The sequence below is a fragment of the Alteromonas sp. ABV4_515 genome (genome assembly GCF_056160345.1).
Genome location: NZ_JBSWWZ010000006.1, coordinates 419,677 through 433,517 on the forward strand (window position 1 = coordinate 419,677; position 13,841 = coordinate 433,517).

13 protein-coding genes and 1 pseudogene are annotated in these 13,841 nt (G+C 47.6%); 5 read left to right on the forward strand and 9 right to left on the reverse strand.

Annotation, left to right across the window (positions count from 1 at the left end):
• The first annotated feature begins 128 nt into the window (after positions 1-128).
• From recN to ACXAGX_RS16165, 3 genes are all read left to right on the forward strand, one after another.
• Positions 129-1,811, forward strand: a complete 1,683-nt coding sequence (gene recN, locus ACXAGX_RS16155) for a DNA repair protein RecN (protein ID WP_474839554.1) — start codon at positions 129-131, stop codon at positions 1,809-1,811.
• 136 nt (positions 1,812-1,947) lie between these two features.
• Positions 1,948-2,304, forward strand: a complete 357-nt coding sequence (locus ACXAGX_RS16160) for an outer membrane protein assembly factor BamE (protein WP_070126755.1) — start codon at positions 1,948-1,950, stop codon at positions 2,302-2,304.
• A 206-nt stretch (positions 2,305-2,510) separates the two neighbouring features.
• Positions 2,511-3,182 carry a DUF4097 family beta strand repeat-containing protein gene (locus tag ACXAGX_RS16165; protein ID WP_474839556.1) on the forward strand — a complete coding sequence of 224 codons (672 nt, stop codon included), beginning with the start codon at positions 2,511-2,513 and terminating at the stop codon, positions 3,180-3,182.
• Here the strand turns inward: ACXAGX_RS16165 and ACXAGX_RS16170 are convergent.
• The 3 genes and pseudogenes from ACXAGX_RS16170 to ACXAGX_RS16180 all read right to left on the reverse strand — a co-directional run bounded on the left by ACXAGX_RS16170 (position 3,179) and on the right by ACXAGX_RS16180 (position 6,808).
• A complete protein-coding gene (locus ACXAGX_RS16170) occupies positions 3,179-4,399 on the reverse strand; it encodes an endonuclease/exonuclease/phosphatase family protein (RefSeq protein ID WP_474839617.1) in 1,221 nt (406 codons plus the stop codon). The two genes, ACXAGX_RS16165 and ACXAGX_RS16170, sit on opposite strands and share 4 nt — an antisense overlap.
• A pseudogene (locus tag ACXAGX_RS16175) lies at positions 4,379-5,434 on the reverse strand (P1 family peptidase); the annotation flags it as partial. The gene ACXAGX_RS16170 and the pseudogene ACXAGX_RS16175, both read right to left, overlap by 21 nt.
• 84 nt (positions 5,435-5,518) lie before the next feature.
• Positions 5,519-6,808 (reverse strand): DUF445 domain-containing protein, encoded by a 1,290-nt coding sequence (locus ACXAGX_RS16180; RefSeq protein WP_474818153.1) that lies wholly within the window; start codon positions 6,806-6,808, stop codon positions 5,519-5,521.
• 313 nt (positions 6,809-7,121) lie between these two features.
• Between ACXAGX_RS16180 and ACXAGX_RS16185 the strand changes: the two genes are divergently transcribed.
• Complete coding sequence (locus ACXAGX_RS16185; protein ID WP_474818152.1) at positions 7,122-8,048, forward strand: hypothetical protein; 927 nt, start codon at positions 7,122-7,124, stop codon at positions 8,046-8,048.
• Between the two features lie 56 nt (positions 8,049-8,104).
• On the opposite strand, the gene dkgB is transcribed toward ACXAGX_RS16185, so the two are convergent.
• Positions 8,105-8,908: a 2,5-didehydrogluconate reductase DkgB gene (gene dkgB, locus ACXAGX_RS16190; RefSeq protein ID WP_070126758.1), complete on the reverse strand. Its 804-nt coding sequence runs from the start codon at positions 8,906-8,908 to the stop codon at positions 8,105-8,107.
• Positions 8,909-9,113: 205 nt separating this feature from the next.
• On the opposite strand from dkgB, the gene ACXAGX_RS16195 reads away from it, so the two are divergent.
• Entirely contained in the window at positions 9,114-9,902 is a 789-nt protein-coding gene (locus tag ACXAGX_RS16195) for a type 2 periplasmic-binding domain-containing protein (protein ID WP_474839558.1), read from the forward strand.
• On the opposite strand, the gene rluB is transcribed toward ACXAGX_RS16195, so the two are convergent.
• From rluB to ACXAGX_RS16220, 5 genes are read right to left on the reverse strand one after another with little or no spacing between them, the layout of a single operon-like run.
• Positions 9,881-10,762, reverse strand: a complete 882-nt coding sequence (rluB, locus tag ACXAGX_RS16200; protein ID WP_070126760.1) for a 23S rRNA pseudouridine(2605) synthase RluB — start codon at positions 10,760-10,762, stop codon at positions 9,881-9,883. The genes ACXAGX_RS16195 and rluB overlap by 22 nt on opposite strands.
• A complete protein-coding gene (gene scpB / locus ACXAGX_RS16205; RefSeq protein WP_474818150.1) occupies positions 10,755-11,390 on the reverse strand; it encodes an SMC-Scp complex subunit ScpB in 636 nt (211 codons plus the stop codon). The genes rluB and scpB overlap by 8 nt, the downstream gene beginning before the upstream one ends.
• Positions 11,377-12,210, reverse strand: coding sequence for a segregation and condensation protein A (locus ACXAGX_RS16210; RefSeq protein ID WP_474818149.1), 834 nt, complete (start codon positions 12,208-12,210; stop codon positions 11,377-11,379). The genes scpB and ACXAGX_RS16210 overlap by 14 nt, the downstream gene beginning before the upstream one ends.
• A gap of 42 nt (positions 12,211-12,252) precedes the next feature.
• Positions 12,253-12,873 (reverse strand): L-threonylcarbamoyladenylate synthase, encoded by a 621-nt coding sequence (locus ACXAGX_RS16215; protein ID WP_474818148.1) that lies wholly within the window; start codon positions 12,871-12,873, stop codon positions 12,253-12,255.
• Positions 12,874-12,885: 12 nt separating this feature from the next.
• On the reverse strand, positions 12,886-13,731 hold the full coding sequence (locus ACXAGX_RS16220) for a PHP domain-containing protein (RefSeq protein ID WP_474839559.1): 846 nt from the start codon (positions 13,729-13,731) through the stop codon (positions 12,886-12,888).
• Positions 13,732-13,841 lie beyond the last annotated feature (110 nt).

Here is a 13,841-nt window from a genome sequence, read left to right on the forward strand (position 1 = left end):
CGCTAGTAAATCAATTGGATAAGCAGCTATCCACTGGCGCTTTCCCACCCTCAATAAAAACTTCACTTTACACCGCCAAAATACTGTATATATTTACACATACTGTATAAACATACTGCGGTGAAAAAATGCTGGTCAATTTATCGATTAAAAACTTCGCTGTTGTAAAACAATTGTCCGTAAACTTTGAAGCGGGAATGACGGCCGTTACCGGTGAAACTGGTGCGGGTAAATCTATTGCGATAGATGCGCTCAGCCTTTGTTTAGGTGAGCGAGCAGATGCCGGTGCGGTGAGAAAAGAAGCCACCAAGGCTGAAATTGTCGCCCACTTCAATTTAAGTGGCCACAAAGCCGCACTCGCCTGGCTTGACGAGCAAGAGTTAGTCGATGACGAAGACGACAGTTGCTTCGTGCGTCGCGTTATTTCTCGTGAAGGCCGCTCTAAAGCGTTCATTAACGGTACACCAGTTTCACTTCAGCAATTAAAACAGTTTGGTCAGTACCTCATTGCTATTCATGGACAGAATACGCATTTACAGCTGCTTAAAGATGACTATCAGCGAAAACTTGTGGATCAGTATGCCGCACACCCAGCCTTATTAAACAGCGTTGCGGAACACTACCGTAGCTGGAAGAGTAAACAGGCAGAGCTAAAGGCGCTGGAAACACAGGCGCAGCAACGCGCAGACCGCCAGCAATTATTGGCTTATCAGGTTAAAGAACTGGATGAGTTTGCCATTGAAGAAGGCGAGTTTATCGAGCTTGAAACAGAGCATAAGCGTTTAAGCAATGGGCAAACGCTTTTGGAACAAGCTCAAACCAGTTTTTATAACCTGTATGAGAACGATGAAGGCAATGCGCTATCTATCATCCAAAACGGCCTGGATCGACTCAGTGAGTTGGAAGAGCATGACAGCGCACTTACCCCCATCATTGCGTTGCTCAACGATGCCTCAATTCAGGTGGAGGAAGCCGCTCGAGAATTGCGCGGCTATTGTGATGGTCTGGAAATAGATCCCTTACGCCTGCAACAAGTTGAATCTCGATACAGCAAAGCGATGGAACTGGCACGGAAACATGCAGTAATGCCAGAAGAACTGTTTTCACATCATCAAAACTTAGCGGCAGAATTTGCTGAACTGGAAGGTGATGAGAGTAGGTTGGAAGAACTACAACATGAAGTCGTAGAAGCGAGAAACCAGTATATAAAAGCGTGTGAAGCCTTATCGGCCTCCCGGCAGACGGCTGCAGCTAAGCTTGCCACCGCCATTGAAGGTCAAATCCGCCAGATGAATATGCAGCATGCATGTATGCAAATAGGCGTTGAATACGATGAGCACAAAACGCCCACAAGTCATGGGCTGGACGACGTAATCATTCGCGTTTCAACCAATGCCGGGCAGCCCGCCGATAAACTGGAGAAAGTGGTTTCCGGTGGTGAGCTTTCGCGAATTGGATTGGCGATACAAGTGCTCACCAGCGATAAAAACGCAACGCCAACAATGATATTTGACGAAGTTGATACCGGTATCAGCGGGCCGACGGCGGCAATTGTAGGCAGCCTGCTTCGGAAACTCGGCAAAGTTAGTCAGGTAATGTGCGTAACGCACTTACCTCAGGTTGCTGCGCAAGCCCATAATCAATTATTTGTCACCAAGTTCAGCGATGGCATAACCACCGAAACACAAATGTTGCCATTAACCCGTCAAAACCGTATTGATGAGCTGGCAAGATTGCTAGCAGGCGATAAAGTGACAGATTCTGCCTTAGCAAATGCAAAAGAGCTGTTGGAAAGTGCCGAATCGAACTAATAAGCGGTTGATTGGTCATAGGTGATTGGGTAGCATGCTGTCGCACATTATTTTGTGATAGCCTGCACCTGGGCATATCCTGTTAGGAAAATAATGTCCGTCACTATAATCAAAGCATAACTGGACACGCTAACGCATGAAGTTGTATCAAATCGCTATTTTGTTAACCGCTGTATTTTTCTCTACTGCCTGCTCAAACTGGATCTATCGTATCGATGTTCCGCAAGGCAACTTCCTTGATGAAAGAGATGTACAAAAGCTGCGTGTAGGCATGACCAAAGAGCAGGTTATTTATGTACTCGGGCATCCCGTAGTACAAGACTCATTTAATAAAAGCACCTGGTACTATGTCTATGATATGAAGCGTGGCATGGAAAAGCGCGGCGAAGATTTTCAGAAGCAACTTGTGCTTAGCTTTAACGACAACAAACTGGCCACTGCCGAAGGTGACTTCGAACTGTCAGAAGACTTTAATACTCCGCTCGATCAATAAGCATTTTTAGTCCGGAACACTAATAAATAGTATTCCGGACTAACTCCCTCTTCCCTCCACTCCCACATATATTCCCAACTAATTGATTACAAAGTAGTTTTTTAGTTGGCCCCGTAATTGCTCTTATTGTTCTGTACGTTAAGATAATTTTACCGTTGCCTCAAAATAGGTCGCCACGGTGTATAACTCGAAAATGGAAGAATAAAATGCTAAACCGGAAATCCTCTTTACTTGCTGTTTCTCTTGTTGGCGCATTAGCCCTGTCAGGTTGTGTTATTAATGTCGGCGGCAATGGCGATTACCACGATGGTGGAGACGTTAGCAGTATTATGGGCTCTGTCACTATCGATCCTGGCCGTCATGCGGGTGATGTTTCTTCGGTAAACGGTGATGTACGGCTAAAAGAATTTGCTGTTGCTGACGATGTGAGTACAGTGAATGGCTCGATAATGCTCGATAATAACGTTGCCGTTAACAGCGCAACAACGGTAAATGGCGATATTACAGCTGGAGAGAATTTGAATGCATTTGGCTCACTGGAAACGGTGAATGGCACAATCACCTTATCATCGGGCAGCATGGTTGAAGGCAATATTGAAACCGTGAATGGCGATATTGCACTGCCTGATACAGAAGTGAAAGGTGATCTAACCACGCTCAACGGCACCATTAAGCTTGTCGGTTCCACCCGCGTTTACGGTGATATCGTGTTTGAGGGATCGGAAGACGGATGGAGCACGCCAGAACGCAATTGGCCAGTTTTGATAATTGAAGAAAACGCCACAGTTGATGGCAATATTATTCTTGAACGCGCGGTGAAGCTGGAATTGGCGGATAAGTCTCTGGAAAGTAAAGTTATCCGCCGCAATCGTTCTTAATCACTATTCAGCGTAACATCAAGCCAAACCAACCGATGATCGGAGCTCGCTTCTCTGTCTTTAACCAGACGGAATAGCGGGCTTTCTTTTGATGGCCAGAAAACACCATTGCCTTGCACTGAAAAGCCGAAACGCGACGGCAACACATAATCAGCCCGTGCTCCCCAATAAGCGGTAAAACGATTACTGAATGCCTCCGGACTGCTTTCATCACCACCCTGACTCAGCGGTATTACATCGTTATTGACCAGTGGGTGTTCTGTTAATTGTTCTATCACGCCAGGCCGCCACTTCTCACCTTTGTCTGCTGCATTAAAATCGCCCACCAGCACAAAGCGGCTGTTTCGAGCCAACGACACAGCATGGCCGTTATCATCATAAATATATTCGCCGCCGTCTGGTGTGAGGTAATCCGCCATCAATCGAATTTCATCATGATTACGCTTGCCGTTACGATCCTCAGGTCCATCAAAGGTTGGCGGCGTGGGATGCATCGCCAAAACGTGCACTATTTTGCCATCTACATTTACTGGCACATCCCAATGCGACTTTGAACTCAAGCGCAGCGAGGCCCACGCTTCAGCGCTATACCAGGTTTCGCCGCTCTCGGGAATAACGGGCTGTTGCGCGCCCGGCATGTCTTTCCATTTAAACAATTGCAGGCTGCGCACTTGATCATCCAGGATGGGGTATTTCGACAAAACGACCATGCCGTATTGACCAGGATATAATCCAAATCCCCAGGCGTCTCCCCCTTTACCACTGGCGTGACCATCACGATCGAGATCAAAGGGTGACGGCTCGCCCGTATTGACCGGTGCAAGATACACATAGGGATAATCGATTGCAGCTTGCCCATGTTGACTGACGTTCAGATAATGCGTAATGAACGCATTAACGCCAGCCTGTTTGTCGGCAATGTAATCAAACTCATTTAAAAGCAGAATATCTGGCGCAGTTCGCTGTATGATTTCAGCAATGTTTTTTACTTGCTGATTGTCGCCATCAGCCAAAACTGTTTTCAGTACATTAAGACCCGGCTCCATGCCCAATTTAGGATAGTTGGTCGACTCCATGCTGACATTAAACGTGGCAACCCTCACCGTGTGATCACGGGGTTCAGCAGCGGTTTTTTCGGTGCTATTCAATAAACTTCTCACTTGATCAACGGGTAATGCTTTAGCCGTACCATGGTAGCCTTCAACATTTTCTGCCATCAATAAACTGTTGTAAATGGCCTCTTCTGTAGACTCAATGACCGCCTCAAATAAGGGTGAAACCGCATTATTAGCTAACACCGTATTGATGTGAGAAGAGGCTGCTTCACTGCGACGGTTTTCTTTCGCGGTAGAAAATGCAATAACGTAGTCACCAGAACCGTTGGTTAAACTGGCTCCTGTACGTGCAACACCTGCCATGGCTCGCTTTGCCAGGCGCTTAAGGTTTCTGTCGTCAAGTGGCGCATCAGTGGCAACCACAATCATAATAGACCCATCGGCCGCGGTGTCGTTGTTCAGCTTGTCCTGTAAATAAAATTGATTCAGTGCCTGACCCACTTCTACACCTTGCATCTGCAAAATGCCGCCAAAGTTACTTTGCACTAACACACCTACCGTGTAACCGCCCAAAGACTTGGGCAATACCCGACTACTTGTACCAATTCCGCCCTTCCAACCAAAAGCACGTGTACCGCTGCCAGCGCCTACGTTACCCTCTGCAACCTTACCTGCAGATGCTGACTCAATGGCTTGTTTAACCTGCTCGGCTGTTACTACCCTGCGCCTAATGTCATTTAAAAAGCCGTCGTTGGTCTCGCCAACAACCGCATTTACAGAGCCCACGTTTTCATTGCCGGCCTGAGCTAGCGTCCATTCCACTACCCCCGCGATACCTTCAGCCACGCTTAGGGTGTTGGTAAGTACGATAGGCGTTTCAATTTCACCCAACTCACGGATCTGGCTAATACCGGCCATTTTTCCGTAACCGTTGCCAACGTGAACAGCAGCTGGCACCTTGTTCTGCCGAAGATTCCCTACAGCCGGAATGATTGCCGTTACGCCGGTGTGAACATCTTTGCCATTATGCAAGGTAACCTGCCCGACACGCACGCCAGTTACGTCTGTGATACTGTTCAATTTGCCAGGATTAAGCACACCGGGACTCAGACCAATATCTCTGGCCCGTACCTGTTCGGCCGAGGAGGAAGTAACAAGAAGGCTGGTTAAGATGACCAGGGAAGATAAGAGTTTCATGCCGTTTTTATTAATTTGATTTGAGCTGAAGATGAGTGTCACATGGCTGCAGGCAAAAAACAAAAAAACGCGGTGAAAGTATTGCTAGAACAGACTGATAGCCCGCTCAATGAGAAACAGGCAGGCACCAATTAAACCACCAACCAGTGTACCGTTTATACGCACTTTCTGCAGATCTTTACCAATATTCAGCTCAATCTGTTCGGCCATCTGCTTGTCGTCCCAGGCCAAAATCGTTTTGCGGATATGCTCAGTAAGGAAGTCGGCTAGTTCCGGTGCCATGGCACGGCCGGCTTCAGAAATATGCAAATTGACGGCGTCAGCCAGTTTACTGTCATTTTCAATAGAGCGCCCCACTTCCTGCAGCGCGTGAGAAACCCGCTTTGCGAATTCGCCCTCTGGCTTAGCAACGTCTTTAATCAACCAGACTTTGACATCTCCCCACACCTGAATCAGATAATCTTGCAGTGCATCGTTTTCTAATAGCCGGGCTTTGATACTCGCCATCTTTTCAGCCATGGCTGGGTCAGATTCCATCCGCTGCGCAAATTCGTTTAGCTGACGATCGAAGCTTAACCGCAACGGATGCTCCCGATCTTCAGCAATATCAGCCAGAATACTGATTAGTGCTTTTGATGCGATGTCAGCCCCCTGTTCACTCAGCCAGGTCGTAGGCAATATTTTTTCAAGCCGACGATACTCAAGCTTTAACCAACTATAAAGTTTGTCGGCAATAAACGCCTGGCTTTCTTCCCGCTGGGCAATATCTGCGATTTTTACCAGCAGTTGATCAAGCACCTCCTGGTGACGTTGTTCTTTTGTGAGCACCCGCAACGTACCAGCCGCCATCGGCGTAAAATCAATTTTGCCAACGGCTCGCTTTACACCTTTTACCAGCATGTCCTGAATAGGCTTATCATCCAGTGTGTTCACCACACCAGCAAGGCTGCGGCTGAAGAAGCGGCTCAGCCTGTAAGCATTATCAGGCTGCCGGAGCCATCGTGCCATGCCCTGAGCGGGTTTCGCATCGTTCACCAGCCGGGTAATGGCTTCTTCGTTGAAAAACTTATCCTTTACGAAATGCGACAGATTGTTCGCGACTGCCGCTTTGTTGTTTGCAACAATGTTGGTATGAGGAATAGGAAAGCGCGCAGGAATTGGCCGGAACAGCGCCGACACCGCAAACCAGTCGGCCAGGCCGCCTACCAGCGCGGCCTCGGCTGCCATCTTGATGAGTGCCGCCCAGGTTGGCCAGGGCGTCAGCCATTGGCGATGCTCTGCGATGGTGGCAAGTAGAAAAATGCAGGCAGCACCAATTAGCCAGAGAAGCGCAATGCGTTTGGCCCGATTCAATAATAGATGTTTGTTATCCAAAAGCTCTGTTCCTTTATGTCGTTTATTGTACGACACTGTCCGTTATGGCTATTTTTAACTTTACCGGCGAGACCAGTTGCAACCCGCCCCTCGTGACATTGGTATGACAATGAAGGCTTTCTGGTTCAACAACATATGTTAGTCTGTTGCTACAAATAAGTGATGGGTAAAGCATTGAGTTAGCAGTTTAGAATTAAAACGGGTTGGTTTCACAAACGAGGATGCTTAAACAGGCCATTTAGTTAATTCTGCCATTGCTCACCGTAATACCGACGCTACCTTAAAATCAAACAATTCAGCTTTAAGGATAAAAATGAATTTCTCGATACAAATGAAATTGACGTTTCTGGTCGCCTTTTTCTGTATGGCATTACCGACAAATAATGCATTTGCCGCACTGGAAACACTGACGTGTAATGGATGTAATTTTAATCAGAAGGAATCCAAAGCCGGCGCGTATAGTCAGCACTCTGATGATGAGTATGTCATCGTGTTTGATTTTAAAAACGCGGCAGCTACGAAATTCGAACTCATTTCTCACAAAGGAATTTCGGGGAATAGTAAAAGTCTGATAAGCGAAGTCGCATTAACTGCTGATGAACATCACGATGTAGCACTTATCCTTAATTTCTATAAAACGTTTCGGTCGATGATCCAGAGCAAGTCAACATCGCTCTTTACGGAATCCATTTCAGAAACAGACTATGTTGGCAGACCCGTCGACAGCAAGGTTAGTCCAGTCAGAGATGAAGCGATCAGTGAGATAAATGTATTGGGAGACCCCTATACGTTCATGTCCAGGAGCTCATTCCGCAATGATGCGTTTGATTATTTAATGGATGCCGACAATGATGTCTTTCGTCGATTTACCCGGCAACTAACTGGTGCAGTTGCCAGACCCGATGTCAATGATATGGGACTTGTTATCCGGATAAATTTTTATGACGAAAAGCGACTCATGACGTACAACGGCAGAATAAACACTTTCCCAGATTTTGTCAGAGAAAAATTTATTATTCTGAGTGGCAGAGATGCTGACCTGAATGCAATACCTTTGACAAAAGAAAAGTTCGTAATGGACACACTCAGATTTAAAGAGCCTCGCAACGGCGAAACAATTGTCCTCTCCTACGGTAATATGCTGTGGTCTGCTGAAAAGGAAACGTGCCGCGTTAGTAGTAGAAACCCACGAATAGTAAATGGCGAAAAACTTGTTTTCTACGAATATGCATGTGGCTAGTCACGATTAATAAGAAATAAGCAGCGTTACGCTGCTTATTTTTTTAGTTTGATTTATCAATCCCACTTTGGCCCAAAGTCAGGGCTAACAATACGTTCACCATTGTCTAAATCGTCAATACGCTGAATATCCTCATCAGATAAGCGAACCTGGGTATAATCGAAATTAGCCTGCAAATGGTCTTTGTTAGTAGAAGACGGAATCGCATGAATACCTTTGGCATCCATCCATGCCAGCACTACCTGCGCAGGATTGGCGCCATGTGCTGCGGCAATATTGAGTAGTTCGTCATTTTTCATGACCTTGCCAACAGCAAATGGCATGTACGCGGTTACGCTGATACCCTTCTCTTTACAATGCTCAACCACCTGACGGTTTTGCATAAACGGATGCAGTTCAATCTGGTTTGTCAGGATTTCTCCCTCACCCAGGATCTCAACGGCTTTATCAATTTGTGCCATGGTGAAATTAGACACACCAATATGTCGTGTCAGTCCCTCTTCTTTAGCTTGCTTCAGCGAAGCCAGATAATTTTCCATGGGGATGTGATCGTTCGGTGAAGGCCAGTGGATAAGCAACAGATCAACATACGCCATTTTCAGTTTGTTCAGGCTCTCATGCACAGAGGGGATAAACGAACCTTGATCGAGATGGTCGTGCCATACTTTTGTGGTCACAAACAGCTCTTCGCGGTTTATACCCGCAGTTTGAATAGCATCGCCAATGGCCTCTTCATTGCCATAGAACTGCGCAGTATCGATATGGCAGAAACCGATAGAAAGTGCATCCGTGACCGTTTTTCTTGCAACATCGTCTTCCAGACGAAACGTGCCAACGCCTAGTTGCGGCATCGATTGCATAACATTCTCCTGTTTCGTTTAAATTTATCAACATGGAAACGGCTTGTTTCGGGGATGGTTACGGCATGAAATGCGTTCCGGATTACAACACCGTTGCATTAGGTATTTTTACTCATACGTTGCAGTCAACCGTGTCATCGAAAATAAAATGGTCGATTGCTAGACTTTCATTACGACTAAAGTTGAATACCAACGGAGTTTTCTGATGCGTCGCGCCTTCTCTCTGATTTGTCTAGCGTTTCTCTGCCAGCCCCTACAGGCCGCCAACAAAGACACATTTTTTGTTGGTATTGGGGATGTCAGCAGCGGTCAAACCTATCCCATAAATGGCAGTAAATATCAGCCACTGCTTGATGCCGTACTCTCAGCTTTTTCTCTGGAAGAAGGCATTGAAGTTGAATACGTTTCGTTAAACAGCGTGGATTATGACCGTTGGTTTAACGACAGCACCATCGACTTCAGATTTCCTGATCATCCTCGTTGGACAGCAGCGAAAAGCCCGCTATTTTACAGCCAGCCGGTGGTAGGTGTGTGTGAAACCACACGGTTTTTACCGCAGAATCAATGGATGCGAGTTGAAGACGTTACCCGGTTAGGTGTGATTAAAGATTTACCTGTGTCCCGAGAGTGGTCAGAGCAAGAGATAAAAGGTTACACCAAAATTATTCGATTCGACGACACAGCAAGTATGATCGAGGCGCTTTTATCACACCACGTCGATGGCATATTGACCGATGCTGAAGCACTCAGCGAAGCCACAAAACAACTTAATGTGGCGCAAAATCAGTTGGTTTCGTCTGCGCATATTCCGGACAAGAAGAGTAGTCTACGGATTTCCAGCGAGCAGTATCCTGCTATGTTGGAGAAATTGGACGAATTTCTTAAGACACATCGCGGCATGATTGCGCAAATTGCTCGCCGCCATGGTTTAGATAACGGACGAGCCTGTGTTATCAGGCCCGCCGCAAAACATCAGTCGGAATTAGCTGACTGATTGCGTTGATGTGACTGGCGTGCACGGTGTTTTTTCACCGAGCGACGCATACGGGTAAGACGGGCATGATCCAGTTTACCCTGGCGAACGTCCACCATAGTCTGGGTTTCTTCGTCGAGTTGTACCAATTTACGCAGCGAATTGAGTTCAGCTAATGGCAACTCTACCCACGCGCCCTGAGGCAGGCGCTTCTGCAGTTCAACCGGTCCGTAACGTACCCGCATCAGGCGACTTACCTGCACATCCTGTGATTCCCACAGTCGACGCACTTCACGATTCTTCCCTTCTGACAAGGTCACGTTGTACCACTTGTTCATGCTGTCTTCGTCGTTCACTGAGTTAGAACGGGGCACGATGGTGGTGAACTTGGCTTTACCATCTTCCAATTCAACACCGTCAGTGAGCGTTTTCAGCGTTTTACCGGATACTTCACCAAAAACACGTACAGCATATTCACGTTCAACTTCACATTTCGGGTGCATAAGCCGGTTAGCCAGCTCCCCATCGTTAGTGAATAAAAGCAGACCACTGGTGTTAATATCGAGTCGGCCCACGGCAATCCAGCGGCCCACGCGAATAGCCGGGAGACGTTCAAATACTGTTGCACGGCCTTCCGGATCGTGACGACTACACAATTCGCCCTCAGGCTTGTTATACATGAGTACACGGCATACTGGCTTTTCCGTTTGGCGAGATAACAGATGTCCATCCACACGGATTTGCTGGGTAGGTTCAACGCGGTCACCTAAGGTAGCCACTTTACCGTCTACGGAAACGCGACCGGCGTCAATCCAGCGCTCCATTTCCCGACGTGAACCCAGGCCCTGATTAGCCAATACTTTTTGCAACTTTTCACTCATTTTCTTCTCGCTTCATGTTAGCGGTTTCAATCGCACGGTCTGATTCAGACGGTGCCTCCAGTGTTGCCGTCGACGGTGACGGCTCGTTGTCGTCCAGCGCTTCAAAAACTTCAGAGCTGGGTAAGTCGGCCAACGATTTTAACGAAAAATAATCTAAAAACTGTCGGGTAGTGGCGTATAGCGACGGTCTGCCAGGGACCTCTTTATGCCCTACCACTTTTATCCATTCGCGCTCCTTGAGCGTGCGGATGATATTACTACTGACAGCCACACCCCGAACGGCTTCAATTTCCCCCCGGGTGATCGGCTGTCGATATGCAATTAAAGCGAGTGTTTCCAGCATGGCCCGGGAATAACGCGGGGCTGATTCTTGCCACATCCGGCTAAGCCAAGGGCTTAAACTATCCAATGACTGAAAGCGGTAACCACTGGCCACTTCTACCAGTTGAATGCCCCGGGGCTGATAATCCAACACCAACTCTTTCAGCACTTCATTGAGCGCCCGCTCGCTCACGGTAAATTCCGCCAATACGGTATCCCGCAATGCCAGCTTCGTCATTGGGCTGTCGGCGACAAATAAGGCCGCTTCCACCAGCTGTTTAAGCTGGTTTTTATTAATCTTCTTCATGACGGCCTAATTTTACATGAATTCTGGCAAAGGGTCCTGTCTGAACACACAATAAAAGCTGTTCTTTAACTAATTCTAGAATGGCCAGGAACGAAACCACCACACCGGCACGGCCTTCTTCAAAAGTAAACAATGCATCCAGGGGGGTGTAAGTTTCGCTGTTTACCTGTGCGAGGATCTGACTCATCCTCTCCCGGGTGCTCAAGGCTTCACGCTCAATGGTATGATGCTCAAAAGCCGCCGCCCGTTTCATGGCATGACTAAATGCCAGTACAATTTCCTGCAACGACACATCCGGTTCGATACGCAACGGCTGCACACTCTCAGCCACATCGGCTTTAATGGCGAATACGTCTCGCTCCATGCGTGGCTGCTCATCCAGTGTTTGCGCCGCCTCTTTTACCGCTTCATATTCTTTCAAACGGCGTATGAGTTCGGCCCGTGGATCTTCCTCATCATCCTCTTCGTCACTTCGACGAGGTAATAGCAAACGGGATTTAATTTCCGCCAGAATCGCCGCCATTAGCAGATATTCCGCCGCCAGTTCCAGCTTGAGGGTTTTCATCACCTCAACATATTCCATGTACTGCACAGTAATAGCAGCCACGGGCAATGTGACAATATCGAATTTCTGCTTACGAATAAGGTACAGGAGTAAGTCCAGCGGCCCCTCAAAGGTTTCCAGAATAACTTCCAGCGCGTCCGGCGGGATATATAAATCCTCCGGCTTTTCAATTACCGCTTCACCGTTGATGAACGCCAGCGGTAACGGCTGCTGTATAGGCGTGGAAACTACCGGTTCCTGTTGCTCTTCTGCCATGAGTACTACCGTAAATAGTCCTTTATCTGCCCGTGGTCTAGCTTATAAAAACGGCGAGGTATCACCGCTGCCTTCACGAATGATCTGCGCTTCGCCATCAGAAAAATCCACGACTGTCGTAGGCTGCTCGCCCAGATAGCCACCGTGGATAATTAAGCCCACTTGCTTTTCCAGTTTGTCGCGAATTTCGTCCGGGTCTGATTCTGCCATGGTATTGCCTGGCAAGATCAGCGACGTAGACATCAGCGGTTCACCCAGTGTTTCCAGCAGTTTAAGCGCAATAATGTTATCAGGCACTCGAATACCAATGGTTTTACGTTTCGGATTTTGCAAACGCTTTGGCACTTCACTGGTGGCCTTGAACACAAACGTGTAGGGCCCCGGTGTATTGTTCTTAATTTGACGAAACGCCAGGTTATCTACTTTGGCGTAGTTAGACAGTTCCGACATATCCCGACACATCAGGGTAAACTGGTGTTCATTTTTTATCTGACGAATTTGACACAGACGCTCCAACGCCTTTTTATCGTCCATCTGACAGCCAATGGCGTAACCGGAATCGGTGGGATAAACAATGACTTCGCCCTGGTGAATGATTTCTACCGCCTGATTTAGCAGACGTTGCTGCGGATTTTCAGGATGAATATAAAAAAACTGACTCATGATAATGTCCTGTTAGGGGTGGGCGGCAAAGGACCAGTCGTGCCACACAGGCGTAAGGCTGGTTGAAATGCCCAGATTCCTTCCTAGTTCTGTCCACCGTGATGGAAAATGGAAGTCGGAGCCCGCTGACGCCAGCAAATTATGCTCGCTGGCAAGTTCGTTGATGAGGTTTTGCTTGTCAGGATTGATGCCCGGGAAGGCGGTTTCGATAGCATCGCCACCATAACTGGCAAACTCAGCAACCAAGCGTCGCAACCATTTTGCTGTCATATCGTAATGCGCCGGGTGAGCGAGAACGGCTTGTCCGCCAGCAGCGCGAATGTGGGTAACAGCCTGCTTAATCTCAGGCCAGACAGCTTTGATTGCCGCGCGTTTTCCTTTTCCAAGATACTTCTTAAATGCGGCATCCATGGTTGCCACACCGTATTCATTCACTAATACGCGCGCAAAGTGTGCACGGGTCACCTGCCCAACACCTGCAATGGCAAACGCTTTTTCAGTTACGCCATCAAAACCACACTTTTGCAGTTTTTCACCAATTTTAAGCGCCCGTTCACGACGAATATCCGCCTGATTCTGCAGAAAGGCTTTCAGCACCTCATCATCTACATCAACGTTTAGCCCCACCACATGAATATCAAACCCGTGCCAGGCGGTGGAAATTTCAACACCATTGATGATGGTCAAGGCCCGTTTTTGCTTTGCTTGTGCCGCGTGCGCTTCGGGTAATCCGGCCAGTGTATCGTGGTCAGTGATGGCCAACACATCCACTTGCATGTTGTGCGCGCGCAGAATCAATTCCTCGGGAGTGAGGTGACCGTCTGAATGTTTGGTGTGACTATGTAGATCGATTTTCAATGTCTTATGCAAATTTCCGGTTGACACAACTTCAATTTTGTTTTCTTCTATAGGGCATATTATACGTACTAACGACTTCGATGCCTATCGAAGTTTCAAACAGAGAAATC